Source organism: Rhizobium sp. NZLR11 (genome assembly GCF_019685115.1).
In the GTDB taxonomy this organism is placed as follows: Bacteria; Pseudomonadota; Alphaproteobacteria; order Rhizobiales; family Rhizobiaceae; genus Rhizobium.
Genome location: NZ_JABDWD010000003.1, coordinates 133766 through 158837, shown reverse-complemented (window position 1 = coordinate 158837; position 25072 = coordinate 133766). Strand labels below are relative to the sequence as shown.

The following is a 25072-nucleotide window of genomic DNA, read 5'->3' as shown; positions in this document are numbered from 1 at the left end:
CGTCATTTGACAGCAACGGCTGGGAACAGATGTGCGAAGCCCGTTTCCGACGGGCACACCGCATTGAGGTCCACCGCTCCCTGAATGCCGTCGACAGTGCCGTTGTCGGCAAATTGCCAGATCGACCAACCACCGCAGTCTTCCTGCGTCGGTTCTTGGAACACGCTTCGCAGCCACAGGAAATGGTCGGGGAAGCGGGATTCATTGCCTTTCAGATAGCGATCGAAGAATTCCTGCGTGACGTAAAAGATCGGCTTTTCCGGAAAGGTGCCTGTCAGCTCGGTAAAGAAGGCGTTCACCTCAGTCGCCATTTCCTCGACAGTCGGGACCTTGTTGCAATTGCCGACGAACTCCAGATCGACGGCGATCGGCAGGGTTCCCGGCTGTTTCGGCACGGTCGCGAGGACGTTCTGCGCCTGATCCTTGCCCGGGCGGCAGAAGGTGAAGAAATGATAAGCGCCCCTGACCAGTCCTGCATCGCCGGCGCGCCGCCAGTTGTCGGCGAACCTGGAATCCTTGTGATCTCCGCCTTCGGTCGCCTTCATGATCGCGAAACGGACGTTGGGCTGCGCGGCCACCATCTTCCAATCAATGTCACCCTGGTGATGGCTGACATCGATGCCCTGGATCGGATAGCGGCTCAAGGACGGATTGTTGAAGCGAAGCATTCCGAAATCGTACGCCAGATATGCAGCGGATGCGACCACCACAATTGCGGTCGCTCCGATTGTCCACCGAACCACGCTCCTCACACATTTCTCCCATATTTTCAGCAGGTTTCAGCTGGCTATAGAAGATTTGCGCCGCGAAAATGGCAGACGAATCTGAAGACGCGCTGTTTGTCTTCGCGGACCTTCGGCCTTGCAATCGATTCACCGGATGCGCCGCTTCAGTTGCTGCCGGGATCGTTCCTCGCCCCTCTTGACCAAACGTCATTCCCACGCCATAAAACGCGGCATGAAAACGGTTATCTGCATTATCTGCGGAAAGATTATTCGCTAGCGCAAGCGCTGGCCCGGCCGTTTTCGTCTCCCAAATAGTCAAGATGCGAAACGCCCCGGCCCGCCGGTCGCGATATTTCTGATTGTACTGATGGGAGAGTGGAATGGGCGGCATGCCGGAACTGAGGCTGTACAACACGCTGACACGGGAAGAATCGGTTCTTTCGCCGATCGATCCCAACAATGTCCGCATGTATGTCTGCGGCCCGACCGTCTATGATTTCGCTCATATCGGCAATGCCCGGCCGGTCATCGTCTTCGACGTGCTGTTCGGGCTGCTGCGCCATGTCTATGGCGAAGGCCACGTCACCTATGCCCGCAACATCACCGACGTCGATGACAAGATCAATGCGCGGGCGCTCCGGGATCATCCGGGCCTGCCGCTGAATGAAGCGATCCGCGCGGTCACCGAAAAGACCGAGACGCAATTTCACGCCGATGTCGCCGAACTCGGCTGCCTGGAGCCGACCTTCGAGCCGCGGGCGACCGACAATATCGCTGAGATGATCGAGATCATCGAGAAGCTGATCGGCAATGGCCATGCCTATGTCGCAGCCGGCGAAGTGCTGTTCGACACCAAGTCCATGGCGGATTACGGCCAACTTTCGAAGCGCCCGCTCGACGAGCAGCAGGCCGGCGCCCGCATCGCCGTCGACGCGCACAAGAAGAACCCGGGCGATTTCGTGCTCTGGAAGCTGTCGAGCCACAACGAGCCCGGCTGGGAGAGCCCGTGGGGCCGCGGCCGGCCTGGCTGGCACATCGAGTGCTCGGCGATGAGCAAGCGCTATCTCGGCGATGTCTTCGACATTCATGGCGGCGGGCTGGACCTGATCTTCCCGCATCATGAAAACGAGATCGCCCAGTCGCGTTGCGCCCACGGCACCGAGGTGATGGCGAATGTCTGGATGCATAACGGCTTCCTGCAGGTCGAAGGCCGCAAGATGTCGAAATCCGAAGGCAATTTCGTCACCATCCACGAGTTGCTGCACACGGAAACCTTCGGCGGCCGCAAATGGCCGGGCCAGGTGCTGCGCCTTGCCATGCTGATGACGCATTATCGCGAGCCGATCGACTTTTCGATCAAGCGACTGGAAGAGGCCGAACGTCTGCTCGCCAAATGGCCGGCGACCGAAGCCGGCGATGCAGCGCCCGATGAAACCGTGCTCAACGCGCTGGCCGACGACCTCAACACGGTGGCGGCGGTGCAGGCATTGCATGCCTTGGCGCAAGCTGCCCATACGGATCCCGCCGCCGGCGCCGCCTTCGCGGCAACCGCTGCCCTCCTCGGGCTGCTGCCGAGGAAAGCAGAAATCGACGCGGCCGTCGCAGCGGCAGTCGATGCGCTGGTCGCCATGCGTTTGGAAATGCTGAAGGCGAAGAATTTTGCTGAGGCCGACAAGATCCGCGACGAGCTGACCGCGAAAGGCATCCAGCTGAAGGACGGCAGGGATACGGCGACCGGCGAGCGGGTGACGACGTGGGAGGTCAAGCGGTGAGAGTGGTGTCTGGGGATAAGGCCCCTCCCCAACCCCTCCCCACATTGTTGCGGAGGGATTGTCCATGACCACCTATACCGGCGGCTGCCAGTGCGGTGCGGTGCGCTTTCGCGTCAGCGGCGAACTCAAGGATTCGTCGATCTGTCATTGCCGCATGTGCCAGAAGGCGTTCGGGGCTTATTATGCGCCGCTGGTGTCGGTGCGCGGCGCCGATTTTGCGTGGACGCGCGGAGAGCGGAAAAAGTTCCGCTCTTCCAATTTCGTCGAGCGCGGCTTCTGCGGCGATTGCGGGACGCCGCTTTCCTACGAGGCGCCTGACGGGGTTGCGATTGCCGCGGGCGCCTTCGACGATCCTTCGGCGCTCCCGCCGGTGGTGCAATTCGGCATCGAGGGCAAGATCGGCTTCGTCGATCATCTGCACGAACTGCCGAGGCACCGGACGGAGGAGGATGCGCAAGCCGCCCCCTTCGTGCTCGAACTCGTCTCCTTCCAGCATCCCGATCATGAGACGCAGGCATGGCCGCCCAAGGAGCCCCGATGACAGTGGACGCAGACAGAAGCGGTGGGTGCCAGTGCGGGGCGGTGCGTTACCGCGCTGAAGGCGAACTCGGTTATCCCCACCTTTGCCATTGCCGCATGTGCCAGAAGGCGGCCGGCAATTATTTCATGCCGCTTGCAGCAGCGAAGCGTCAAGATTTCGAGCTGACGCGCGGCGCGGCGAAATGGTTTCAATCCTCGGATCTGGTGCGGCGCGGCTTCTGCGGCGATTGCGGCACGCCGCTGTTCTACGACATTCCGGAGATGGATTTCATCAACATCATGCTCGGCTCTCTCGATAATCCCGAGGCGGTCAGGCCGGTGATGCAATCGAACACCGACCGCAAGATGTCCTGGTTTCACGCGCTCCCCGGACTGCCGCTGGAACCACAGGCTGAAACGCCCGACCGCGAGAACGCGATTGCGGCAAGCAACCATCAGCACCCCGATCACGACACGAAAAGCTGGCCCCTCGGAGAGATCTCATGACGGACACGATAAAAACAGGCGGATGCCAATGCGGCGCCGTGCGCTTCCGCATTTCAGGCGGACTGGGGCGACCCTCGATCTGCCATTGCCGCATGTGCCAGAAGCAGTTCGGTGGTTTCTTCTCCGCGCTCGTCACTGCGCCTGAGGAGGGGATGGAATGGACGCGCGGCGAGCCGAGCTATTTCCAGTCCTCGGTCAATATCGACCGTGGCTTCTGCAGCAATTGCGGCACGCCGATGACCTATCGTCATCCGGGCGGGCTGGAGCTTGCGATCGGCACTTTCGACGACCGCAGCGATCTCGCACCGCTGGTCCAGGTAAACTACGAGGCCCGCCTGCCCTGGGTCGAAGAGATCTTCGATGCGCCGGTGCTGAAGGATCAGGATTTCTACGCGCGGCAGGAGGCGATCATTTCCTTCCAGCATCCCGATCACGACACCGCGCTCTGGCCCGCGAAAGGCGTGAAGATATGACCGAGATCCTGCGCACACTCTATCCCGAGATCGAACCCTACGCCTCCGGCCATCTCGATGTCGGCGACGGCCATGTGATCTATTGGGAGCGGTCGGGAATGCCGGGCGCCAAGCCCGCCGTCTTCCTGCATGGCGGTCCGGGCGGCGGCATCTCGCCCGCTCATCGCCGGCTTTTCGATCCTCAGCTCTACGACGTCATGCTGTTCGACCAGCGCGGCTGCGGCCGGTCGACGCCGCATGCGGAACTCAACGCCAACACGACCTGGCATCTCGTCGCCGATATTGAGCGGCTGCGCGAAATGGCCGGCGTCGACAGCTGGCAGGTGTTCGGCGGCTCCTGGGGTTCAACCCTGGCGCTCGCCTATGCCGAGACGCATCCGCAGCACGTCTCCGAGCTCATTCTGCGCGGGATCTATACGCTGACCAAGGCCGAGCTCGACTGGTACTACCAATTCGGCGTCTCGGAAATGTTCCCGGACAAGTGGGAGCGCTTCATCGCTCCCATTCCGTCGGAAGAGCGGCATGAGATGATGCAGGCCTATCATCGCCGCCTGACGCACGAAGACAGAGACGTGCGCCTCAAGGCCGCGCAGGCCTGGAGTATCTGGGAAGGCGAAACGATCACGCTGCTGCCGGAACCTTCGACGAGCGGCAAGTTCGAGGAGCCGGAATTCGCCTATGCATTCGCGCGCATCGAGAACCATTTCTTCGTCAATGCCGGCTGGATGGACGAGGGACAGCTGATCCGCGATGCCGGCAAGCTCAAGGATATTCCCGGCGTCATCGTGCATGGACGCTACGACATGCCCTGCCCGGCCAAATATGCCTGGCAGTTGCACAAGGCCTGGCCGACGGCAGAGCTCCACCTGATCGAGGGTGCGGGCCATGCCTATTCGGAGCCGGGGATTCTCGACCAGCTGATCCGGGCGACGGATAAGTTTGCCGGGAAGCCGGACTGATGCTACACGCCGTGACTACCCCTCTGCCCGGCAGGGCAAGGGGGGTAAGCTCCGGATAAAAACAATCAATGCCCCGGAGACATCGCGGTGACCAAGGAAAAAATCTACCTCTTCGACACGACGCTCCGGGACGGGCAGCAGACGCCCGGCATCGATTTCTCGGTCGAGGACAAGATTGCGATCGCCGCGATGCTGGACGAATTCGGCATCGATTACGTCGAGGGCGGCTATCCCGGCGCCAATCCGACGGATACAGCCTTCTTCAGCGAGAAGCGCACCAGCCGGGCCGCCTTCGTTGCCTTCGGCATGACGAAGCGGGCGGGCGTTTCGGTTTCCAATGATCCCGGCATTGCCGGGCTGCTGCAGGCGAAATCCGACGCCATCTGTTTCGTCGCCAAGAGCTGGGATTATCATGTTGCGGTGGCGCTTGGCTGCACTAACGAGGAAAACCTCGAAAGCATCGCCGAAAGCGTCAAGGCGGCGGTCGGCGCCGGCAAGGAGGCGATTGTCGATTGCGAGCATTTCTTCGACGGCTTCAAGGCCAATCCGGCCTATGCGCTCGCCTGCGCCAAGACCGCCTATGACAGCGGCGCCCGCTGGGTGGTGCTCTGCGACACAAATGGCGGCACGCAGCCGCCGGAGGTGCGCGCCATCGTCGAGGCGGTGATCGCCTCAGGCGTTCCCGGCCACTGTCTTGGGATTCATGCCCATAACGACACCGGCCAGGCGGTCGCCAATTCATTGGCCGCGGTCGAGGCCGGCGTCCGGCAGATCCAGGGCACGCTGAATGGCATCGGCGAGCGTTGCGGCAATGCCAATCTGGTGACGCTGATCCCGACGCTGGCGCTAAAGAGCGCCTACACCACACGTTTCGAAACGGCAATCGACGAGGAGCGGCTGCTCAATCTCACCCGCCTTTCGCATGCCTTCGACGAGCTGCTCAACCGCTCGCCTGATCATCAGATGCCCTATGTCGGCGCTTCCGCCTTCGCCACCAAGGCCGGCATCCATGCATCGGCGCTGATCAAGGACCCGCGGACCTATGAACACGTGCCGCCGGAGACCGTCGGCAACTTCCGCAAGGTCATGGTGTCAGACCAGGGCGGCAAGGCGAACTTCATCAATGCGCTGAAGCGGCGCGGCATTACCGTCGCCAAGGACGATCCAAAGCTCGACTTGCTGATCTCGATCGTCAAGGAACGTGAATCCATCGGCTATGCCTATGAGGGCGCAGATGCGAGCTTCGAGCTGCTGGCGCACCGCACGCTTGGCACGATCCCGGAATTCTTCACCATCGAAGGCTTCCGGGTGATGATCGAGCGCCGCTTCGACAGTCTTGGCCGCGTGAAGATCGTCTCCGAGGCCGTGGTGAAGATCACCATCGACGGCCAGACGCTGATGTCGGTTGCCGATGCCGAAGGCCCGGTGAACGCGCTCGACCTCGCGCTACGCAAGGATTTCGGCAAATACCAGCACGAGATCGACGATCTGGTGCTCGCCGATTTCAAGGTGCGTATCCTCAATGGCGGCACGGAGGCGATCACCCGCGTTCTGATCGAGTCCACCGACAGCGACGGCGTGCGCTGGTGGACGGTCGGCGTCTCGGAGAACATCATCGACGCCTCGTTCCAAGCACTGATGGACTCCGTCATCTACAAGTTGATGAAGAACCGGCAGCTGGCAGGCAAGATCGCGGCGGAATAAGTCTCTTCCGCCGGTTCGGCGAGGAAGCCTTGCCGGTCTTTGCCGCCATCATCCGTCCGTCGCCTCGTTTCCGCTTCAAATTCTCTCAAGGTTCATTCAACGAAATGAATTGGCCTATTCACGGCGCTTAAGCTAGGCCGGATCAGAAGAAGAACAAAGATGGAAACACCCCGATGTCGACCGATGCATCCGTTCCCTTGGCCAAGAACGAAGACAGTCCGCGCGGTTTCGCCTTCGCGCTGACGGCCTATCTGCTCTGGGGCTTCCTGCCGATCTACATGAAGGCGGTGGCGCATATTTCGCCGGCCGAGGTGATCGCCCACCGCATCGTCTGGTCGCTGCCGCTGGCAGGCATCGTTCTGATCGTGCTCGGGCGCACCCAGGAGATCGCGACTGCGCTGCGCTCGCCGCGCATGCTGGCGATGGCAGCGCTGACGGCGTCGCTGATCACCGTCAACTGGGGCACTTATGTCTGGGCGATCGGCGCCGGCCATTCGCTCGATGCGGCGCTCGGTTATTTCATCAATCCGCTGTTCAGCATCTTCCTCGGCTCGGTGCTGCTCAAGGAGAAGCTGCAGCCGCTGCAGATCGCCGCGATCGCGCTGGCAGGGCTTGCCGTCGCCATTCTCGCATTCGATAGCGGCGGCATTCCATGGGTGGCGCTGACGCTGGCGATCTCGTGGGGGTTTTATGCTTTGCTCCGCAAGACGCTGCCGCTCGGGCCGAACCAGGGCTTCTTCCTCGAAGTGCTGATCCTCAGCGGACCCGCCCTGCTCTATATCCTCTATCTCGAATTCGGCAGCGGCCAGGGCCACCTCTACCGCACCGGCCTTGCAGATACGACGCTGCTGCTCGGCTGCGGCGTCATTACCGCTGTGCCGCTGATGATCTATGCCAACGGCGCCAAGCTGCTGAAACTCTCGACGATCGGCATCATGCAGTATATCGCACCGACGATGATTTTCCTGATCGCGGTCTTCGTCTTCCAGGAGCCGCTCGGCACGGCGCGCATGATTGCCTTCCCGCTGATCTGGGCAGGGCTGGTCCTCTACAGCTGGTCGATGCTGAGGGGAAGCCGCGGGCGCTGAGGGCGCCCGTACGGACTTCTACATCTTCGAGATCACCTCGTCCTCGCCGTTACGATCGGCGGCGAGTTGGGCTGCCTGGGCCATGATCGCCGGAATGATGCCGGAGATCTCGTCGACGACGAGCGGCTGCACCCGGTGGGCGGTGTGCAGGAAGCCTTCTTCGGTCATATGGCGCATCAGTTCCATCATCGGATCCCAGAAACCGTTGACGTTGGCAAAAACCATCGGCTTTTCGTGGCGGCCGAGCTGTGCCCAGGTCATGATCTCGACGATCTCCTCCAGCGTGCCGATGCCGCCTGGCAGCGCGACGAAAGCATCGGAACGCTCGAACATCGTGTGTTTGCGCGCATGCATATCAGGGGTTACAATAAGTTCGTTGAGCTGACCGAGCGAGTGGCGAGTCGCCTCCATATCGATCAGGAATTCGGGGATAATGCCCGTGACCTGACCGCCGCCTGAAAGCACGCCGCTTGCGACCGCGCCCATGATGCCTTTGGTACCCCCGCCATAGACGAGGCGCAGGCCGTATTCGGCGATCTCTCGTCCGAGAGCGCGCCCGGCCGCCATGTGGGAGGGATCGCGTCCCGGCCTTGAGCCGCAGTAAACGCAGATGGATCGAATCGATACAGATTGTTCGGTCATAGAGGCAAACAACTATTCCATTTCAATGCAGTCAAGAAAATTGACTGGAAAGCAGCGTGCCTAGCTTGCCGAATTGCTTTGAATGCTTGTGAAAAGCAACGGGAATCGCTAGCAATTTCGGTTACTACGGCAAATTGCCGCCTTGGGAGACATAATGATGAAGAACCGTGCCGGCTTGCTGGCCCTTGCAGTGCTCGTAATCGCAATCCTACTGATGGTGTTTTTCGTTATGCCGCGCATCGGCGGCGATGCAGGCAAGGTCGGCGACGCGATCAACCAGGCGAGCACGGAACTCAAGGATACGGTTAACGAGTCGGCAAAGACATCGCGCTCCGCTGTGGCGGATGCGGCTGCGACAGCCGACAAGGTGGGCCGCCTTTCGGCCGGCGCCAGCGTCTCGCTCAGCGAACTTAAGGCGCTGTTTGTCGACGGCAAGGGCCCTGCCGACGATGTCTTCGCCGCCACCAAGACCAAGGCCGTCAACGCGCTGGGCGCACTTGCCGGTTTCGCAATCCCCGAGGGCCTCGATCCGGCGACCCAGACGCTTGCCGCGAAAGCCAAGGACGGCGGCGCGAAGGCGCTCGCTATCGTCCAGGCGCTGCCGGAGAACATCGCCGATGCGCTTGCCGCGATCGCCAAGGCCGAGGCTGCGCTGACCGGTGCGTCCGACCCTGCTGCGAGCACGGCAGCGGCGAATGCCGGCCCGAAGCTTCCCGCCTTCGACGTCTTGCGCGTTGAGCCCGACGGCTCGACGGTGATTGCCGGCTCCGCCGAACCGAACGGCAAGCTCGAAGTGCTTGACGGCGAAAAGGTCGTAACGACAGCCAATGTCGATGCAAGCGGCGATTTCGCCGCGGTTCTCGACGAGCCGCTTGCAGCGGGCGACCACCAGCTGGTGCTCAAGTTCACCGGCAAGGACGGCAAGAGCTCGCTTTCCGAAGAAGTCGCGACCATTTCCGTGCCGAAAGACGGCAACGGTGCCAATCTGCTCGCCATGGTATCCAAACCCGGCACAGCGAGCCGCATCATCACCGCGCCGAAGGCCGGAACCGAAGTTGCCGATGCCTCCAACAAGCCGGCCACGGGCGAAAGCTCGCCTGCGCCTGCCACAACAGCTGCGCCGACCGGCGAGCTGGCGCTGCAGACGCCAAACCTCACCGACGCCGCCTCCGGCGCCGCAGCCACGGCACCGGCCATCCCCGGCACCGCCGCACCCGACAAGACGAATGCGCCCGATGTGATGGTCAATGCCGTCGAGATCGAAGGCAACAAGATCTTCATTGCCGGCACGGCGCGCGCCAACGCCAAGGTCGTCGGTTATGCCGACGACAGCCTGGTCGGCCAGGACACGGCCGGCTCGGACGGCCATTTCGTCATCGACGGTGTGGTGGCGCTTTCGGTCGGCGACCACAAGATCCGCGTTGATGTTGTCGATCCCTCCGGCAAGGTGATCGTTCGCGCGGCGGTGAATTTCAATCGCCCTGCCGGCGACCAGGTGAGGGTCGCCGCCCAATCCGCGCCTGCCGACGCGAATGGCGCTTCCTCGATGGTGCCGCTCGACGAAGGCGAACTCGGCAAGCGCAAGGCCGAGACCGGCAAGGCCTTCGGCCTGCTGAAGGGGCTGTTTGCCGACGGCAAGCTGCCGGGCGCCGAACAGCTTGCGGCAGCGCGCTCGGCAACGGAATTCGCACTGCGCTCGGTCGCCGATTTCCGCGCGTCGGCAGATGCATCCGATGCCTTCAAGCAAGCGTCCGGCGCCGCCTCTCAGGTCGCCGGCAATGCGCTGACGCTGCTGCAGAGCCTGCCTGGGGACTCGAAGTCCGTCGGCGCGGCACTCGACAGGCTGGGTGGCATGATCGCTGAACTTACCGCCACGCCCGCGCCGGCGGTGACCTCTGCAAACGATGTCGTAGGCAATCAGCCGAAGACGATCGAACAGGCGCCGCTGACGGCAAACAACGCGGCGGTCATCATTCGCCGCGGCGACACGCTGTGGCAGATCTCGCGCCGCACCTATGGCCTCGGCGTTCGTTACACGACGATCTACATCGCCAACGAAGACAAGATCGTCGATCCAGACCGCATCCGTCCCGGTCAGATTTTCGGTCTGCCGAAGGATGTGTTGCCGAATGCCGAAGAGCTGCACCGCAAGCGCCTTTCCGGCCAACATCTCTAAACGCCAGACAAGATGACGAAGCCGGGCGGGCGAACCGCCCGGCCTGTCTTTTCCTGAACTCCGCATTTGTTGTATTCGTCCGCCCGACACCCTATCTGGCGATGGCGGCTGCGGGTTGCGGCGAGTGCTTTCGGGCACGTCCCGGTTCCGTGCTCTTGCCGGCATCGAAGCGCGGCAATCGCCGCAAGCCCATCCGGGCTGGAGACAAGCATGGCAAACGGTAAGACAGTCTCGGAATCCAACCTGCTGCAGACGCTTCTCAACCTCTGGCCCTATATGTGGCCGGCCGGCCGGCCGGACCTCAAGATGCGCGTGGTCTGGGCCTCGGTCTTCCTGCTGATTTCCAAGTTCGTCCTGCTGCTCGTCCCCTATTTCTTCAAGTGGTCGACCGATGCGCTGAACGGCAGGATGGATCTGGCCGGCTCGGTGCCGCCGCTGCTGGCCGGCGCCATCGCCCTGGTGATCGCCTATAACATCACCCGGCTGATTCAGCTCGGCCTCAACCAGTTGCGCGACGCGCTGTTTGCCAGCGTCGGGCAACATGCGGTGCGTCAGCTCGCCTACAGGACCTTCGTGCACATGCACGAGTTGTCGCTGCGCTTCCATCTGGAGCGCAAGACCGGCGGTCTCTCGCGCATCATCGAGCGCGGCACCAAGGGCATCGAGACGATCGTGCGGTTCACGATCCTCAATTCGGTCCCGACAGTCATTGAATTCCTGCTGACGGCGGCGATCTTCTGGTGGGGCTACGGCTTCTCCTATCTCGCCGTCACCGGCTTCACTGTCTGGACCTATATCTGGTTCACCATCCGAGCATCCGACTGGCGCATCGCCATCCGCCGGTCAATGAACGACAGCGATACCGACGCCAACACCAAGGCAATCGACTCCCTCCTCAATTTCGAGACCGTCAAATATTTCGGCAACGAAGAGATGGAGGCAAAACGCTTCGACAAATCGATGGAACGCTACGAGAAGGCGGCGACCGATGTCTGGACCTCGCTCGGCTGGCTGAACTTCGGCCAGGGCGTCATCTTCGGCATCGGCACGACCATCATGCTGGTGCTGTCGGCGCTGGCCGTCCAGCGCGGCGAGCAGACGGTCGGCGATTTCGTCTTCGTCAATTCGATGCTGCTGCAGCTTTCCGCGCCGCTCAATTTCATCGGCTTCGTCTACCGCGAAATCCGCCAGGGCTTGACCGACATCGAGCAGATGTTCGACTTGCTTGAGGTCAAGGCCGAGGTCAAAGACACGTCCGATGCGACCGAGCTTCGGATCGGCCAGGGTGCGATCGCCTTCAAGGACGTGCACTTTTCCTACGACCCGGCCCGTCCGATCCTGAAGGGCATTTCTTTCGATGTTCCAGCCGGCAAGACAGTTGCCGTCGTCGGTCCTTCGGGCGCCGGCAAATCGACGCTGTCGCGGCTGCTCTACCGTTTCTACGATATCCAGAGCGGCGTAATCACCGTCGACGGCCAGGACATCCGCACAGTGACGCAGAAGAGCCTGCGCTCAGTGATCGGCATGGTGCCGCAGGATACCGTGCTCTTCAACGACACGGTCGCCTATAACATCCGCTACGGCCGCACATCGGCCAGCGAAGGCGAGGTCTTTGCGGCAGCCGAGGTAGCGCAGATCGCCCATTTCATCGAGACGCTGCCCGAGGGATTCGAGACCAAGGTCGGCGAACGCGGGCTCAAGCTTTCGGGTGGCGAGAAGCAGCGGGTGGCGATCGCCCGCACCATCCTCAAGGCGCCGCCGATCCTGATCCTCGACGAGGCGACATCGGCGCTCGATACGACGACGGAACGGGAAATCCAGACCGCGCTCGACGTGGTGTCGAAGAACCGCACGACACTGGTGATCGCCCACCGGCTTTCGACCGTCATCGGCGCCGACGAAATCATCGTGCTGAAAAGCGGGGAGATCGCCGAGCGCGGGACGCATGCCGCCCTGCTCGAAATGAACGGTCTCTACGCCTCGATGTGGAACCGCCAACGCGAGGCGACACAGGCGGAGGAACATCTGAAGCAGGTGCGAGAAAGCGACGACCTCGGCGTGATTGCGCGGCTTGCCCCGGCAAGCTGAGCCGGGATAGGGCACCGACAGGCTTTTGTTGTTCAGAACCCCGGCGTCGGAACCAGGGCGCGGGCCATAGCATTGCCCCGGAGACGGTTTTTCGCTAACCAGCGAGAAACGCAAACGCAAGGAGACCGGCAGCATGAGCCTGTTCAACACGGTTCGCAACACGATCGTCCCCGTGCACAAGGAGGGTTATCCCTTCGTTGCCGCCTTCTTCGTCGCGTCGCTGATCCTGGGCTGGATCTTCAAGCCGCTCTTCTGGATCGGCATGATCTTCACGCTCTGGTGCGCCTATTTCTTCCGCGATCCCGAACGGGTGACCCCGCAGGACGACGATCTGGTGATCTCTCCCGCCGACGGCAAAGTCTCGGCGATCCAGATGGTGACCCCGCCGGCGGAACTCAATCTCGGCTCCGAGCCGATGCTGCGCATCTCGGTGTTCATGAACGTCTTCAATTGCCATGTGAACCGGGCGCCGATGCGCGGGCGCATCGTCAGCATCAACTACCGCTCCGGCAGCTTTGTCAACGCCGAGCTCGACAAGGCGAGCGAGGACAATGAACGCAACGGGCTGGTGATCGAAACCCGGCACGGCCAGATCGGTGTGGTCCAGATCGCCGGTCTCGTGGCACGGCGCATCCTCTGCTGGGCAAACCCCAACGAACCGTTAGATGCCGGCGAGCGCTTCGGGCTGATCCGTTTCGGGTCGCGGCTCGACGTGTTCCTGCCGGCCGGTGCCGCGCCACGCGTCTCGCTCGGCCAAGTGGCGATTGCCGGGGAAACTGTTATCGCCGAATTTGCCTCCGCCAAGGGTCCCGTCATCAGCCGCCGCAGCTAAAGCGCGTCGCGATCTTTCAGATTCGCTCTTGGCGCTTAAGCCCATTGTTTTACGCCTGTCGTTATCGCAAACCGCTGCACAGTTTTGCGCGACATGCTCCAGGTTCAGATTGGAACGCGATATGGAAACGCCCTTTCCGCCTTTCGAGCCCAATGGTCCGGATGATTCCGCCCGCGGCCCGCGCCTGCGCGAAATCCCGCTCCGTCTCGTCTTTCCGAACCTCATCACCATTCTGGCGATCTGCGCCGGGCTGACCGGCATCCGGCTGGCTTTCGAGAACCGTTACGAGCTCGCCGTCTCCATGGTACTGGTGGCCGCCTTCCTCGACGGCATCGACGGGCGCGTGGCCCGGCTGATGAAGGCGACCTCGAAGTTCGGCGCGCAAATGGATTCGCTTGCCGATATCGTCAATTTCGGCGTCGCACCCGCCCTCGTCGTCTATGTCTTCGCGCTCGACCAGGCGCGCTCGCTCGGCTGGATCGCCGCCCTGATCTACGCGATCGCCGCCGGGCTTCGGCTTGCCCGCTTCAACGTCATGGCCGAACGTGAGAACAAGGCGAGCTGGCAATCGGAATATTTCGTCGGCGTGCCGGCGCCGGCTGGCGCCATGCTAGTGCTGCTGCCGGTCTATCTCGGCTTCCTCGGCCTGGCGACGGACCGCACCTTCGCCTATGTTTCGTCGATCTATACGGTCGTTATCGCCTTCCTGCTGATCAGCCGGCTGCCGGTCTGGTCGGGCAAATCGGAAGGCAACCGGTTGCGGCGCGATCTCGTGCTGCCGATGATGCTCGGCGTCGTGCTCTATGTGGCTCTGCTGATGAGCTACACCTGGGAGGTGATGGTCTTTACCGTTGCTGCCTACCTTATATCGCTTCCCTTCGGCGCACGGAAATGGCGCCGGAAATATGGGACGCTGACGATCGAGGAACCTGGTGTCGGCGACGACGATATCGGCCGGCACATCTGATCTCCGCGCATTGCTGATTTTTCTGACCTGGGAAATCTTCTCTCTACGTTCTCACCCACGGGATAACCGCTACGCGCGATTCTCCGGCGAAAACCGCTGCGCACTTTAGTTGGAACCGCTGTCTTCAGTAAGTATTAACCAACGTAGGCTTCAGTTAAGCCTCGCGAATTATGGTGCTCGTTTACAAATCCTGATGGGATGCGTCTCTGTTTTGTCGCTATTTATGACGAAACAGCAAATCATAAAATGCCCAGGGAAGAACCACGTAAGGAGAGTATCGTGACCTCGAAAAAGAGTATTAGCAGCGAACAGCAGCCGTCCAAGCCTGATCTCAGCGCCAACTATCGCCCGGTTGGCCTGAAGGCCGTTGTCGCAGCATCGCTGATGGCAAAGAACAAGCCGGGCACCGTCAAGAAATCCGCTTGAGGTGCTACACTTCCAACCGGACTTCGGTGCGCTTCAAGTCTGGTTCTCCGCATGTCGTCATCCCAAAACAGCAGTGATTTTGGGTGACATGCGTTAGGTACCGCTGACGAAGCGGATGCTGAGATTTATCGCCGGAAGCCTCAGACGATGCCGACCACGCCATCCTCCAACCCGCCGTGCGGCGGGTCTGACGTGGAGCGGTTGCAGCAAGCCGCACCAAAACCTCCTCCAACGCACAAGACGAACCAAGCGGTTATACCGCCAAGTGAAAAATGGCGGATGCCGCTTCAGAAGAAACTGAGCTGGTCGTCGTCAGGCCTTCGCTTCTCGGGAGCCTTCAGCGGCTTTTCGATGACGACCGGCTGCTGCAGGTCAGGCCCCATATTAGTGACCTTGTTGACCTTGTCGGAGACCGGGACGGCCTCGAAGAAATCGTCCTGAACGGGCCGCATCAAGTCGACCACCTCGCGCGGTTCCTGCGTCTTGCAATCCAGCCAGCGCGAAAAGTCTTCGGGCTTGATGACGACCGGCATGCGATCGTGGATCGAGGATATGCCTGAGTTGGCTGATGTCGTCAGGATCGCGCCGGTATCGACCTCGGAACCATCAGCCGAGGACCATGTCTCCATCAGGCCGGCAAAGGCGACGACCCCGCCTTGACGCGGCCTGATCCAATAGGCCTGCGGTTTCTCACCGCTATCCTTTGATGCACGATGCCATTCATAGAAGCCGGAGGCCGGGATGAGCACGCGGCGATGGCGCATGGCCGCCCGGAAAGAAGCCTTGCCGATCGCGGTCTCGGAGCGGGCATTGGTCAGCAGCGGAAATTCCTTCGGATCCTTGACCCAGCCCGGCGTGAAGCCCCAGCGCACGAGCACGGCGCGCCGGTCGGCCAAGTTGCTGCCCTGCTCCCTGCCCTCGCCTGAAATGACGACGAGAATCGGCTGCGTCGGCGCAATATTGTAGCGCGCCGGAAATTCGTCGAAATCCAGACCGGAGAAAATGTCGCGCAGGCCGGCGCTAGTGATTGTCAGGGCAAAACGTCCACACATCGGCTTGTCTTTGCACCGGGCCTGAGTCCGGTCAAGGCGCTTCAGCCTCTCGGCGCAAAGAGGATGATGCTCGTCCCGGCAAGGCAGATCAACGCCCCGCCGATGTCGTAACGATCAGGCATGCGGCTTTCGACCAGCCAAAGCCAGAGCAGCGAGGCGACGATGTAGATGCCGCCATAGGCCGCGAAGGTGCGGCCGGCCGCCTCGCTCGGCACCAGCGTCAGAAGCCAGGCAAAAAGCGCCAGCGAGACCATGCCCGGCGCCAGCCACCAGATCGGCTTTTCGAGTTTCAGCCACGCCCAGAAGGCAAAACACCCGGCGATCTCGAAGACGGCGGCGAAGGCGTAAATGATGTAGGTCACGAAAGCACCTTTCGAATCCGTCACCACTATCCCAGCGAAAACTGGGGAAGCCAAGCAGCGGCGGCATGCAAATATCGGTTCATCGGATAGGATGGGCGATCCGAGCCAAGAGCCCCAAGAGCAGCCCCGATGACCTCCACCGCCAAAGCCGCCTCATCCGCCATTCTTGAACGCGACGGACGATTCCTGCTGGTGCTGCGGCGCAATCCGCCTTCCGCCGACATGTATGCCTTTCCCGGCGGACGCGCTGAACCTGGCGAGACCCCGGAGCAAACGGCCTTGCGAGAATTCGGTGAAGAGACCGGCATTTCGGCACGCAATCCGCGGCTGCTTTCGACCTATGATCTGAAGACCCATGCGGCCGATGGCAGCGTCAACAGCCATTTCCTGCTCTCGGTCTTCCGGGTCGAGGCGGATAGGGATGTGGTGGCGGAAGCCGCCGACGATGCGGCCGCCGTCGGCTGGTACACGGTGGAGGAAATCCGGCGATTGCCCGTACCGCAGAGCGTGCTCGAATGCGCCGAGCGGCTAGAACAGGATGCCGAAAACCGCTGACGCTTTTGGGCATCATGTCCTGGCGGGCGGCGAATAGAAGTGGAAACTCTCAGGCCCGCCTTGTTGCCGTCATGCTCAACGTATCAACTGAGAGCATGATTCCCGTTCGACGCATTTTCTTGTCCCTGCTCGTCCTGGCCGGTCCGACCATGGCGCAGGGCAAGAATTCGCCGCCTCCACAGGAGGAGATTACGCCGCCGCCCGCCGTGATCGTGCCTTATGACGACAAGCTGGCGCGGCTCGCCGAGGTGTTGGGTTCGGTGCATTATTTGAGAACGCTCTGCAAGGCGGCAGACGCCGACGAGTGGCGCAACGGCATGCAGCAGCTGCTCGATTCGGAGACCGGCAACGAGCAGCTGCGCAAGGAAAGGCTGACTGCAGCCTTCAATCGCGGCTACCGCGCGTTCGCCTCCGTCTATACGGATTGCACCGCAGCGGCCATCGTGGCAGAAGAGCGCTACCGTAACGAAGGTGCAACACTCGCCACAGAAATTACCTCGCGTTTTGGAAATTGACGTTTAATTAACCTGTTTTCGCATGCGGACGTGTCGTTTTGGGAAAAGGCTGTTAGTGTTGTTAACGGTGCAGTAAGACATGAGAAGTTCTGAGGAAAAGACAATGGAAGCAAGCCTCAACGAGATCGACGACATGATCGTCCACGAAAAGATGCAGGCGGCTCTGGAGTACCAGAACGAGGCTTGGGCCGACGGCATGGCGGACGGAATCGAGCCTGAAATCATCGCTGATGCCGCCATTGCGCATGCACTGCGGGAGACCATCAGATTGCACGGGGAAAGCAGCGCAGAGGCCCTGCTGGATTCGCTCCGTGAGCGCATGCTTGCCGGCGAATTCTCCGCGAACCGCACCCTGCAATAATTATTATCAGAGAGTTTGATGCGCACCGGTAAAGAGAAAGTATCGCGAATTCCGCTCGCGCCGGTGCTGCTTGCGTTCAGCCTCGCCGCCGGCAATGTTTTCCTCGCGCCGGCAGCGTACGCGCTTTCCGAACTGCACAAGGTCCCAGGCCAGCCCACCAACGACGCCCCGGCCGCTCAGGGACAGAGCCAACCGCAAAGCGGAGCCGCTCCCGGCGTTCCCATGGCGGATCCGCTGGTCAACAGCCAGAATAATCAGGGTGTCGACAAGACGCCAGGCGCCCAGGATTCTGCCAAGCCCGCCGAAGTGATTTACGACATCAGCAAGGTACCCGAGCCGGTTCGCAAGATGCGCGAGCAAATCGTCGAGGCGGCCGCCTCCGGCGATCTCGAACGGCTGCGGCCGCTGATGGGCGCCGGCACTGAGCAGACGCAGGTGACGGTGGGTGAGCCCACAGACGATCCGATCGGCACGCTAAAGGATCTTTCGGGCGACCCTGACGGAGACGAGATCCTCGCCATCATGCTCGACATCATCTCGACCGGCTTCGTGCATGTCGGCCAGGGTACGGCAGACGATATGTATGTGTGGCCGTATTTTGCCGAGAAGGACTTGAAGTCGCTGACGCCGCCGGAGCGCGTCGAGCTACTGCGCATCGTCACCGCCGGCGATCTTTCCGACATGCAGGAATTCGGCGGATATAATTTCTACCGCCTCGGCATTACGCCTCAGGGCAAATGGAAATTCTTCACGGCGGGCGACTGACGCCCACCTCGCTTGCTCCTCTCGCGTTTCGCATGAGGCGCTTGCGATCCCCCTCATGAAGACATACCTGTGAGCGATGACCAACGCGACAGGTTCCGCCATGCCAGCCGTATTCCTGAAAGACCGCGCATTGCTCTTTGTCAGCGGTGCGGAAGCCCAATCCTTCCTGCAGAATCTGATCACCACCGATATCATCTCGCTCGGGTCCGACGAGGTGCGGCCCGGGGCGCTGCTGACGCCGCAAGGCAAGATCCTGTTCGACTTCATGATCTGGCAGGAGGGCGATGGCTATACGATCGAAACGGACGCCAGCCAGCGCGATGGCCTGCTGAAGCGACTGACGATGTACAAGCTGCGTGCCGCCGTCACGCTTGCCCTTCGCGCAGAGGAGGGCGTCACCGTTTGCTGGGGCGATGATGCCGACGCCAGCCAGGGCGCCCAGGGCGCCCGGGGCAGCCAGGGCGCCCGGGACAGTCGCTTCGCCAAGGCGGGCGTCACGCTGGTCCGTCGGCCCGGCAAACACGGCAAAGGTGAGGAAGCGCTCTATGACGCGCTGCGTATCAGGCTCGGCATCGTCACCTCAGGATCGGACTTCGCCCTGCAGGATGCCTTCCCGCATGACGTGCTGATGGATTTGAATGGCGGCCTCTCCTTCAGGAAAGGCTGCTATGTCGGCCAGGAGGTCGTCTCGCGCATGCAGCACCGCGGCACTGCGCGCCGGCGCGTCGTGACCGTTTATGCCGTGACAGCCCTGCCGGGGACGGGAACGGAGATCACCGCGGCCGGCAAGCCTATAGGGACGCTCGGTTCGGTCGAAGGCGACCATGGACTTGCGATCGTGCGTATCGACCGCGCCGGCGCCGCAATCGCCGCAGGCACGCCGCTGCTCGCCGGCGAAACACCTGTTTCCCTCGTCCTGCCGGCATGGTCCGGCCTTGTCTTCCCCACCAGCGCCGACGAGGCCAGTGCGTGACAACCGCAAAAGCCCCGCGTGCCTGGCAGCGTATGCTGTCCGGGCGCAGGCTCGACCTGCTCGACCCCTCGCCGCTCGATGTCGAACTGATCGATATCGCCCATGGGCTGGCGCGTGTCGCTCGCTGGAACGGCCAGACATCAGGCGATCATGCTTTTTCGGTGGCGCAGCACAGTCTCGTCGTTGAAGACATTTTCCGCCGCTTCAACGATGCGCGGCCGCAGGAGTGTCTGATGGCGCTGCTGCATGATGCACCCGAATATGTGATCGGCGATATGATCTCACCGTTCAAATCGGTGGTCGGCGGCGGCTACAAGACGGTGGAGAAGCGGTTGGAGGCCGCAGTGCACCTGCGCTTCGGCCTGCCGCCGCATCCCTCGCGCGACCTCAAGGACCGAATCAAGAAGGCCGATACGATCGCCGCCTATTTCGAGGCGACGGTGCTTGCCGGCTTCACACCCGCCGAGGCGCAGAAATTCTTCGGCCAGCCGCGCGGCATCAGCCCGGAGATGCTGATGATCGAGCCCCTGCCGGCAGTCGAAGCGCAGCGACTGTTCTGCGAGCGCTTCGCGGCGATCGAGGCCGAGCGGGAGATGGTGTCGTGAGCTTCATCGTCGTCTCGCCGCTGTCGCGCATCGCGGAGATGGCGGTGCGCCACAAGGCGCGTGACATGATCAGCCTGATCGCCAAGGAGCAGGCCTTTCACCGACCTGGCGTGATCGCGGCCGACCGCCACCTGACGCTTGCGATGAACGACATCGCCTTCAAGGGCACCGGCGGCCTGGTGGCGCCCGACGAGACGCATGTGCAGGGAATTATCGACTTTGCCGCATCGTGGCGGCAGGAGACGCCGCTGCTCATCCATTGCTGGATGGGCGTGTCGCGATCGCCGGCGGCAGCCCTGATCGCCGCGCTGTCGCTCGTACCGGATCAGAGCGAAGAAAGGCTTGCCGGCCGGCTGCGGGCGGCCTCGCCTTTCGCGACGCCGAATGCCCGGTTGATCGAGATCGGCGACGCGCTGCTTAACCGCCGCGGCCAGTTGGTCGCGGCAGTGCGGGCAATCGGCCGCGGTGCGGATGCCGACGGCAACGCGCCCTTCGTGCTTGCGATCGACGACGCCGCCTGCGGTTGACGCTACCGCCATTCGCTCCATCTAGCCTCCGACCAAGAACAATCGACAGGGCCAGATCATGCAACAACAGGCAGCCGACGTCCTTCTCGCCACGCAAACGGCGCTCAGCCAGGCGAGCGCGCTGGCAGTGCAATATTCCTTTTCCGTCCTCGGCGCCGTCATCCTGCTCATTCTCGGCTGGGCGCTCGCCGGTTTTACCAGCCGCTGGGCCTATGAAGGCCTGTCGCGCGTCCATGGCATCGACGAGACGCTGGCGCGATTCTTCACCAATGTGCTGCGCTACGCGCTGCTTATCCTGGTGTTCATCACCGTGCTCGGCCAGTTCGGCGTCCAGACCGCCTCAATCATCGCGACCCTCGGCGCAGCCGGCCTGGCAATCGGACTGGCGCTACAGGGGACGCTGCAGAATATCGCCGCCGGCATCATGCTGCTGATCCTCAGGCCATTTCGAGTCGGGGAATACATCGAGACCAGCAGTGTGGCCGGCACAGTGCGCGAAATCGGGTTGTTTGCGACTGAACTCAGGACCGGCGACGGGCTCTACCGGTTGGCGCCGAATTCGACACTCTGGAACACGCCGATTACCAATTTCAGTCGCGAGCCTACGCGACGGAACGATGTGAACGTCAAGATCGCCGATGGGGATGACATCCATCAAGCGTTGGAGACACTGATGGGCCTTGCCAAAGCCGATTCCCGGGTGCTGAGGTCACCGGAACCAAGCGTCTTCATCGATAGCCTCGGTGACGGCGCGATCTTGGTGACGCTGCGCTACTGGGCAAAGACCGGCGACTGGTGGGCGGTCAGCCGTGACATGATAAAGCGCGTCAAACTCGCTTTCAACGAGAGGGATCGGGACGTTGTTCCGGATGTACCGGACGCTGCGTCGGCAAAGAACTCCAAAGGCAGGGCGGCGGCCGAAAAGCCGGCGCCGACGCGCCAATGACACATTCCAGCACCGCCGCGATTTCAGATCGCATAGCTCTTAACACGTTGAATCGGCGTATAATTTTGTCGTAACAGTCTATTGGATGACGCCGCAGGAGAGTCTTTCACCGGCATCACCGGAGGGCTGGCTGCGATAATCATCCGAATTGGCGTGGACCATCAATGCGCGGCCGCGAATTCCGTCGGTCTTGCCGTCGAGCGTGACCTTGCTATCGAAGACCTGGGCTCTCAGCATACCGTCCTCTCCGACATACTGATTGGGCATATCGCCGGCGTGCGGACCCTTGGCGGCAAGGAGGCCGTGCTCGGCCTTCTCAGGGTTGAAGTGACCGCCGGCCGACTCGTGATGGGTCGCGGCATCGCAGCGGCCGGTCTCGTGAACATGGAAGGCCACCCATTTGTTGGCCGGCAGCCCCGATATCTCGACTTCGATCAGGACGCCACCACTGGCGGCAGCCGTCAGTTGCGCGCGGCCGTCCTCCTTGCCGTCCTTGCCGACGAAATTGGCGACCGCCGTCTGCTTGTCCTGAGCGCTCGCCGGCAATGCAACTGCAAGCAGGCTCAGGGCGGCGATGGTGCACATGGCTTTCATGGAGGTCTCCTTCCGTCCGGTTGTCCTTCTGAACGTGTCAGCCAGGAAGGTGTTCCTGATTAAGCACAAAGGACGCTCTATCCGTTGGATTAACGCATGATCCTTTGCTGATATCGATTCCGGTTTTCGGGTCATGCGCTGGGAACACAGGACTGGAAAAGCCGGCCAAACGGCCGGCTTGCAGATCGCCTGATTCGGGAGTGGCTCAGGCGACGGCGTTGAAGTCGAACTGGCCGTAAGTGTTGCGGTAAACATCGTCCGACCGATCGCCGGTCGTCGGCGCGGTCTGCTGCAAAGGATAGGGAACGGCGATACTGGCTGCCACGCCGCTGTCACGCGAGTCCATCATCAGCGCAATCAGGCTGCCGGAAAATTTCGGCTGCGTTTCGCTGGCCTTGTCCTCGTCCAGGAGTTCCTTGATGATGCCGGGCTTCTGATCGGCGGCGCGTTCGCCGCGGCTGAGGACACCATCGCCATTGGCATCAAGCCGCGAGAGCGTCGCCAGATATGCATATGAAGTGTCCGAAACGGATGTGGTGCTGGTCATACAAACCTCCATTCACCGCCTTTAGCCGGTGGTGTTTGTACGCAATACGAACGTGGAAAATCACTAATTGACTCGCTGGTTAAACTGATTTGCGCGGTGCGTCAATAAGTTGTTAACTTCTCATTAACGATGATTGACAACCGTTAACGCAATGCTTGGCTGCCAACCTTCCGTCGAGGTCAAATGAGGGGATCTCGCGGTATTTCAGCGATTTTTCACATATAAAACAAATGCCTAACGATCTGGCCTCGCTGCCGCACTGCAACCGAATATTAATCCCGTCCGACCAGAATGGGCGCCACAAGCCACTACCCAGACTTTCAGCTTATAAAAAAATCAATTTTATGTTCACTTTGGAAGGGTTTTCGATGTGATGAGGTACGTTCATCAGGTGAGGACGACCATTGCTGTCGCAGCCGCCCCGCAAGAGGCATCCCCATGAAAGCTGAAGCGCTCTTCTGGAAGCAATGCAGCCAGGCCGTCATGGCCGATGGATCGGTCGATGCGCGACGTTTGATGGAGCTTGTGATCGCGACCTACCGCGTCCATGAAAGCGACTATGACGAAATCGAGAGAAGCGCGGATACGCTGCTGAGAGAAAACCATGCGCTGAGAGGCAATATTTCCGCCCTCAGTCAGGCATTCGACGGACAGCAAAGGCTCTTCGAAATCATCCTCAACAACCTGCCGCTCGGTCTCAGCGTATTTGACGCGGACCAACGGCTGACACTTTCCAACATTCGCTTCGCTCAGCTTTTCGGCCTGACGCAGGACGATGTCGCTGCCGGCGCGACAATCGCCGATCTCACCGACAAAATGCGCGGCGCGGAGGGCGCCAGCGCCAAACCCGGCCGCCGGGTCGGGCGACATTCCTCTGCAACCACAAAACGCAGCAGTATCCGTCGGCGCGAATGGCTGATGGACGACGGCCGCATCATCCAGAGCATGGTGACCATCCTTGCCGACGGCAGCAACATCGCCATTCATGCCGATGTCACCGAGGATCGAAGGGCGGCGGAGCGCATCACCTATCTCGCCCATCACGACCCGCTGACCGGCCTCCCGAATCGCATCCATTTCCGCGAGCAGGTCGATGCGACGCTCATCGAGCGCAAGCCGGACGAGCAGATCGCCCTTGTTCACCTCAATCTCGACCGTTTCAAATCGATCAACAACACGATGGGCGTGTCAGTCGGCGACAAAATATTGCAGCAGGTCGCCCAGCGCATCCGAGCCTCGGCTGGTTCGGAGAATGCCTTGGCGCGCCTCGGCTCGGACGAGTTCGCCATCCTGCAGACAGGCAGACAGCAGCCGTGGAACGTGACTGCCCTTGCCGAGCAGATCCGCCGTGCGCTTTCCGAGCCATTCATCCACGGCGAGAAACAAGTGGAGCTCAGCGTCTCGATGGGGATCGCAGTCGCCCCGGGGGATGGCGAAGACACCGATATCCTCCTGAAGAATGCCGGCGTGGCGCTGTCGCATGCCAAGGCGGACGGGCGCAAGCGCGAGCGTTTCTTCGCAGGCGAGATGGAAGTGCAGATGCAGCTGCGCCATGCGCTGGAGGCCGACCTCAGAGCAGCCGTTGAAAAAGAAGAATTCGAGCTGCATTACCAGCCGCTCTATGACCTTTCGCAGCGGCGCATCTGCGGCTTCGAGGCTCTGATCCGCTGGAACCACCCGATCCGCGGCCGCGTTGCGCCGATGGATTTCATTCCGCTCGCCGAAGAGGTCGGCCTTATCGTCGATATCGGCCGCTGGGTTTTGCGCCAAGCCTGCAACGATGCAGCGCAATGGCCGGAGGATATCAAGGTCGCGGTCAACGTTTCGGCGATCCAGTTCAGCAGCAGCGACCTGACTGAGGACGTCAGCGAGGCGCTTGCCGCTGCTGCTGTATCGCCGTCGCGGCTTGAGCTCGAAATCACCGAGAGCGTGCTGATGGAAAATCTCAGCGAGGTGCTGCCGATCCTGCATGCGCTGAAGGAGCGCGGCATCCGCATCTCGATGGATGATTTCGGCACCGGCTATTCCTCGCTGAGCTATCTTTCGAGCTTCCCCTTCGACAAGATCAAGATCGACAAATCCTTCGTCAGCGACATCGTCGACAACAAGGAAGCGCATGCGATCATGCATGCAATCATCCTGCTTGGCGATGCGCTCGGCATGCGCGTTACCGTCGAAGGCGTCGAGACGGCCGCACAGCTGGCGCTGCTCGAATGCGAGGAATGCGACGAGATCCAGGGCTATCACATCAGTCCGCCGAGACCCGTGCGTGACGTGCCCCATCTTCTCTCCCTTCCGAAGAACGGCGGCAAGATGCATCTTCCCCGGGGCTGAGCCTCGATTGCGACTCGCACGGCAAGCCGCTACAAAATCGGCAGCGGTCAGCGAGCCT

General features: G+C 61.5%; 26 protein-coding genes and 1 pseudogene. 21 read left to right on the top strand and 6 right to left on the bottom strand.

Annotated features, from left to right (window positions below; genetic code table 11):
* Positions 1 to 2: 2 nt before the first annotated feature.
* Positions 3 to 752, bottom strand: a complete 750-nt coding sequence (locus HJB83_RS07060) for a GH25 family lysozyme (RefSeq protein ID WP_207583644.1) — start codon at positions 750 to 752, stop codon at positions 3 to 5.
* Between the two features lie 353 nt (positions 753 to 1105).
* Here HJB83_RS07060 and cysS point away from each other — a divergent pair, with 353 nt between their 5' ends.
* From cysS to rarD, 7 genes are all read left to right on the top strand, one after another.
* Positions 1106 to 2497 carry a cysteine--tRNA ligase gene (gene cysS / locus HJB83_RS07055; RefSeq protein WP_207583643.1) on the top strand — a complete coding sequence of 464 codons (1392 nt, stop codon included), beginning with the start codon at positions 1106 to 1108 and terminating at the stop codon, positions 2495 to 2497.
* A 64-nt stretch (positions 2498 to 2561) separates the two neighbouring features.
* Positions 2562 to 3038 carry a GFA family protein gene (locus HJB83_RS07050; RefSeq protein WP_221131490.1) on the top strand — a complete coding sequence of 159 codons (477 nt, stop codon included), beginning with the start codon at positions 2562 to 2564 and terminating at the stop codon, positions 3036 to 3038.
* The gene (locus tag HJB83_RS07045; protein ID WP_207583641.1) at positions 3035 to 3523 is read left to right on the top strand and encodes a GFA family protein; all 489 of its coding nucleotides are present in this window, start codon (positions 3035 to 3037) and stop codon (positions 3521 to 3523) included. Before HJB83_RS07050 ends, HJB83_RS07045 begins: the two co-directional genes overlap by 4 nt.
* Complete coding sequence (locus tag HJB83_RS07040; protein WP_207583640.1) at positions 3520 to 3996, top strand: GFA family protein; 477 nt, start codon at positions 3520 to 3522, stop codon at positions 3994 to 3996. Before HJB83_RS07045 ends, HJB83_RS07040 begins: the two co-directional genes overlap by 4 nt.
* Entirely contained in the window at positions 3993 to 4955 is a 963-nt protein-coding gene (pip, locus tag HJB83_RS07035) for a prolyl aminopeptidase (protein ID WP_207583639.1), read from the top strand. The genes HJB83_RS07040 and pip overlap by 4 nt, the downstream gene beginning before the upstream one ends.
* Positions 4956 to 5042: 87 nt before the next feature.
* On the top strand, positions 5043 to 6659 hold the full coding sequence (cimA, locus tag HJB83_RS07030; RefSeq protein ID WP_207583638.1) for a citramalate synthase: 1617 nt from the start codon (positions 5043 to 5045) through the stop codon (positions 6657 to 6659).
* Between the two features lie 173 nt (positions 6660 to 6832).
* The gene (gene rarD, locus HJB83_RS07025) at positions 6833 to 7747 is read left to right on the top strand and encodes an EamA family transporter RarD (RefSeq protein WP_207583637.1); all 915 of its coding nucleotides are present in this window, start codon (positions 6833 to 6835) and stop codon (positions 7745 to 7747) included.
* Between the two features lie 18 nt (positions 7748 to 7765).
* Here the strand turns inward: rarD and HJB83_RS07020 are convergent, their stop codons facing one another.
* Positions 7766 to 8389, bottom strand: coding sequence for a TIGR00730 family Rossman fold protein (locus HJB83_RS07020; RefSeq protein WP_018241422.1), 624 nt, complete (start codon positions 8387 to 8389; stop codon positions 7766 to 7768).
* A gap of 154 nt (positions 8390 to 8543) precedes the next feature.
* On the opposite strand from HJB83_RS07020, the gene HJB83_RS07015 reads away from it, so the two are divergent.
* The 5 genes and pseudogenes from HJB83_RS07015 (at position 8544) to HJB83_RS06995 (ending at position 14878) form a co-directional block, all read left to right on the top strand.
* Complete coding sequence (locus HJB83_RS07015) at positions 8544 to 10565, top strand: LysM peptidoglycan-binding domain-containing protein (protein WP_221131489.1); 2022 nt, start codon at positions 8544 to 8546, stop codon at positions 10563 to 10565.
* Between the two features lie 210 nt (positions 10566 to 10775).
* Positions 10776 to 12653, top strand: a complete 1878-nt coding sequence (locus HJB83_RS07010) for an ABC transporter ATP-binding protein/permease (RefSeq protein ID WP_221131488.1) — start codon at positions 10776 to 10778, stop codon at positions 12651 to 12653.
* Positions 12654 to 12771: 118 nt separating this feature from the next.
* Positions 12772 to 13485: pseudogene (locus HJB83_RS07005) on the top strand (phosphatidylserine decarboxylase); the annotation flags it as partial.
* Positions 13486 to 13606: 121 nt separating this feature from the next.
* Complete coding sequence (pssA, locus tag HJB83_RS07000) at positions 13607 to 14452, top strand: CDP-diacylglycerol--serine O-phosphatidyltransferase (RefSeq protein WP_003587548.1); 846 nt, start codon at positions 13607 to 13609, stop codon at positions 14450 to 14452.
* 279 nt (positions 14453 to 14731) lie between these two features.
* Positions 14732 to 14878: a hypothetical protein gene (locus HJB83_RS06995; protein ID WP_207583633.1), complete on the top strand. Its 147-nt coding sequence runs from the start codon at positions 14732 to 14734 to the stop codon at positions 14876 to 14878.
* 287 nt (positions 14879 to 15165) lie between these two features.
* Here HJB83_RS06995 and HJB83_RS06990 read toward each other — a convergent pair whose 3' ends face one another.
* Positions 15166 to 15930, bottom strand: coding sequence for an SOS response-associated peptidase (locus tag HJB83_RS06990; RefSeq protein ID WP_207583632.1), 765 nt, complete (start codon positions 15928 to 15930; stop codon positions 15166 to 15168).
* Between the two features lie 41 nt (positions 15931 to 15971).
* Positions 15972 to 16292, bottom strand: coding sequence for a YnfA family protein (locus HJB83_RS06985; RefSeq protein WP_207583631.1), 321 nt, complete (start codon positions 16290 to 16292; stop codon positions 15972 to 15974).
* 129 nt (positions 16293 to 16421) lie between these two features.
* On the opposite strand from HJB83_RS06985, the gene HJB83_RS06980 reads away from it, so the two are divergent.
* From HJB83_RS06980 to HJB83_RS06945, 8 genes are all read left to right on the top strand, one after another.
* Complete coding sequence (locus tag HJB83_RS06980) at positions 16422 to 16847, top strand: NUDIX hydrolase (protein ID WP_207583630.1); 426 nt, start codon at positions 16422 to 16424, stop codon at positions 16845 to 16847.
* A 71-nt stretch (positions 16848 to 16918) separates the two neighbouring features.
* Positions 16919 to 17362: a TIGR02301 family protein gene (locus HJB83_RS06975; protein ID WP_207583629.1), complete on the top strand. Its 444-nt coding sequence runs from the start codon at positions 16919 to 16921 to the stop codon at positions 17360 to 17362.
* 103 nt (positions 17363 to 17465) lie between these two features.
* Entirely contained in the window at positions 17466 to 17723 is a 258-nt protein-coding gene (locus tag HJB83_RS06970; protein ID WP_003578293.1) for a hypothetical protein, read from the top strand.
* 18 nt (positions 17724 to 17741) lie between these two features.
* Positions 17742 to 18488 (top strand): hypothetical protein, encoded by a 747-nt coding sequence (locus HJB83_RS06965; protein ID WP_221131487.1) that lies wholly within the window; start codon positions 17742 to 17744, stop codon positions 18486 to 18488.
* Positions 18489 to 18588: 100 nt separating this feature from the next.
* Entirely contained in the window at positions 18589 to 19461 is an 873-nt protein-coding gene (locus tag HJB83_RS06960; RefSeq protein WP_221115290.1) for a folate-binding protein YgfZ, read from the top strand.
* Positions 19458 to 20066: a YfbR-like 5'-deoxynucleotidase gene (locus tag HJB83_RS06955; RefSeq protein WP_207583626.1), complete on the top strand. Its 609-nt coding sequence runs from the start codon at positions 19458 to 19460 to the stop codon at positions 20064 to 20066. Before HJB83_RS06960 ends, HJB83_RS06955 begins: the two co-directional genes overlap by 4 nt.
* Positions 20063 to 20593 (top strand): tyrosine phosphatase family protein, encoded by a 531-nt coding sequence (locus tag HJB83_RS06950; protein ID WP_207583625.1) that lies wholly within the window; start codon positions 20063 to 20065, stop codon positions 20591 to 20593. Before HJB83_RS06955 ends, HJB83_RS06950 begins: the two co-directional genes overlap by 4 nt.
* A gap of 58 nt (positions 20594 to 20651) precedes the next feature.
* On the top strand, positions 20652 to 21539 hold the full coding sequence (locus HJB83_RS06945) for a mechanosensitive ion channel family protein (protein ID WP_207583624.1): 888 nt from the start codon (positions 20652 to 20654) through the stop codon (positions 21537 to 21539).
* A gap of 78 nt (positions 21540 to 21617) precedes the next feature.
* Here the strand turns inward: HJB83_RS06945 and HJB83_RS06940 are convergent, their stop codons facing one another.
* Positions 21618 to 22133: a superoxide dismutase family protein gene (locus HJB83_RS06940; RefSeq protein ID WP_207583623.1), complete on the bottom strand. Its 516-nt coding sequence runs from the start codon at positions 22131 to 22133 to the stop codon at positions 21618 to 21620.
* Between the two features lie 205 nt (positions 22134 to 22338).
* Complete coding sequence (locus HJB83_RS06935; protein WP_207583622.1) at positions 22339 to 22692, bottom strand: hypothetical protein; 354 nt, start codon at positions 22690 to 22692, stop codon at positions 22339 to 22341.
* 426 nt (positions 22693 to 23118) lie between these two features.
* Here HJB83_RS06935 and HJB83_RS06930 point away from each other — a divergent pair, with 426 nt between their 5' ends.
* Complete coding sequence (locus HJB83_RS06930) at positions 23119 to 25014, top strand: bifunctional diguanylate cyclase/phosphodiesterase (protein WP_221131486.1); 1896 nt, start codon at positions 23119 to 23121, stop codon at positions 25012 to 25014.
* Positions 25015 to 25072: the final 58 nt, after the last annotated feature.

Excerpts from the sequence above, each read along its gene's own strand:
- HJB83_RS06940 (WP_207583623.1), bottom strand. The coding sequence starts at position 22,133 with ATGAAAGCCATGTGCACCATCGCCGCCCTGAGCCTGCTTGCAGTTGCA.
- cysS (WP_207583643.1), top strand. The coding sequence starts at position 1,106 with ATGGGCGGCATGCCGGAACTGAGGCTGTACAACACGCTGACACGGGAA.
- HJB83_RS06980 (WP_207583630.1), top strand. The coding sequence starts at position 16,422 with ATGACCTCCACCGCCAAAGCCGCCTCATCCGCCATTCTTGAACGCGAC.
- pip (WP_207583639.1), top strand. The coding sequence starts at position 3,993 with ATGACCGAGATCCTGCGCACACTCTATCCCGAGATCGAACCCTACGCC.
- HJB83_RS06945 (WP_207583624.1), top strand. The coding sequence starts at position 20,652 with ATGCAACAACAGGCAGCCGACGTCCTTCTCGCCACGCAAACGGCGCTC.
- HJB83_RS06960 (WP_221115290.1), top strand. The coding sequence starts at position 18,589 with ATGCCAGCCGTATTCCTGAAAGACCGCGCATTGCTCTTTGTCAGCGGT.
- HJB83_RS06970 (WP_003578293.1), top strand. The coding sequence starts at position 17,466 with ATGGAAGCAAGCCTCAACGAGATCGACGACATGATCGTCCACGAAAAG.
- pssA (WP_003587548.1), top strand. The coding sequence starts at position 13,607 with ATGGAAACGCCCTTTCCGCCTTTCGAGCCCAATGGTCCGGATGATTCC.
- HJB83_RS06965 (WP_221131487.1), top strand. The coding sequence starts at position 17,742 with ATGCGCACCGGTAAAGAGAAAGTATCGCGAATTCCGCTCGCGCCGGTG.
- HJB83_RS07050 (WP_221131490.1), top strand. The coding sequence starts at position 2,562 with ATGACCACCTATACCGGCGGCTGCCAGTGCGGTGCGGTGCGCTTTCGC.
- HJB83_RS07010 (WP_221131488.1), top strand. The coding sequence starts at position 10,776 with ATGGCAAACGGTAAGACAGTCTCGGAATCCAACCTGCTGCAGACGCTT.
- HJB83_RS06990 (WP_207583632.1), bottom strand. The coding sequence starts at position 15,930 with ATGTGTGGACGTTTTGCCCTGACAATCACTAGCGCCGGCCTGCGCGAC.
- HJB83_RS07045 (WP_207583641.1), top strand. The coding sequence starts at position 3,035 with ATGACAGTGGACGCAGACAGAAGCGGTGGGTGCCAGTGCGGGGCGGTG.
- rarD (WP_207583637.1), top strand. The coding sequence starts at position 6,833 with ATGTCGACCGATGCATCCGTTCCCTTGGCCAAGAACGAAGACAGTCCG.
- HJB83_RS07015 (WP_221131489.1), top strand. The coding sequence starts at position 8,544 with ATGATGAAGAACCGTGCCGGCTTGCTGGCCCTTGCAGTGCTCGTAATC.
- HJB83_RS06975 (WP_207583629.1), top strand. The coding sequence starts at position 16,919 with ATGCTCAACGTATCAACTGAGAGCATGATTCCCGTTCGACGCATTTTC.
- HJB83_RS07040 (WP_207583640.1), top strand. The coding sequence starts at position 3,520 with ATGACGGACACGATAAAAACAGGCGGATGCCAATGCGGCGCCGTGCGC.
- HJB83_RS07020 (WP_018241422.1), bottom strand. The coding sequence starts at position 8,389 with ATGACCGAACAATCTGTATCGATTCGATCCATCTGCGTTTACTGCGGC.
- HJB83_RS06930 (WP_221131486.1), top strand. The coding sequence starts at position 23,119 with ATGAAAGCTGAAGCGCTCTTCTGGAAGCAATGCAGCCAGGCCGTCATG.
- HJB83_RS06935 (WP_207583622.1), bottom strand. The coding sequence starts at position 22,692 with ATGGAGGTTTGTATGACCAGCACCACATCCGTTTCGGACACTTCATAT.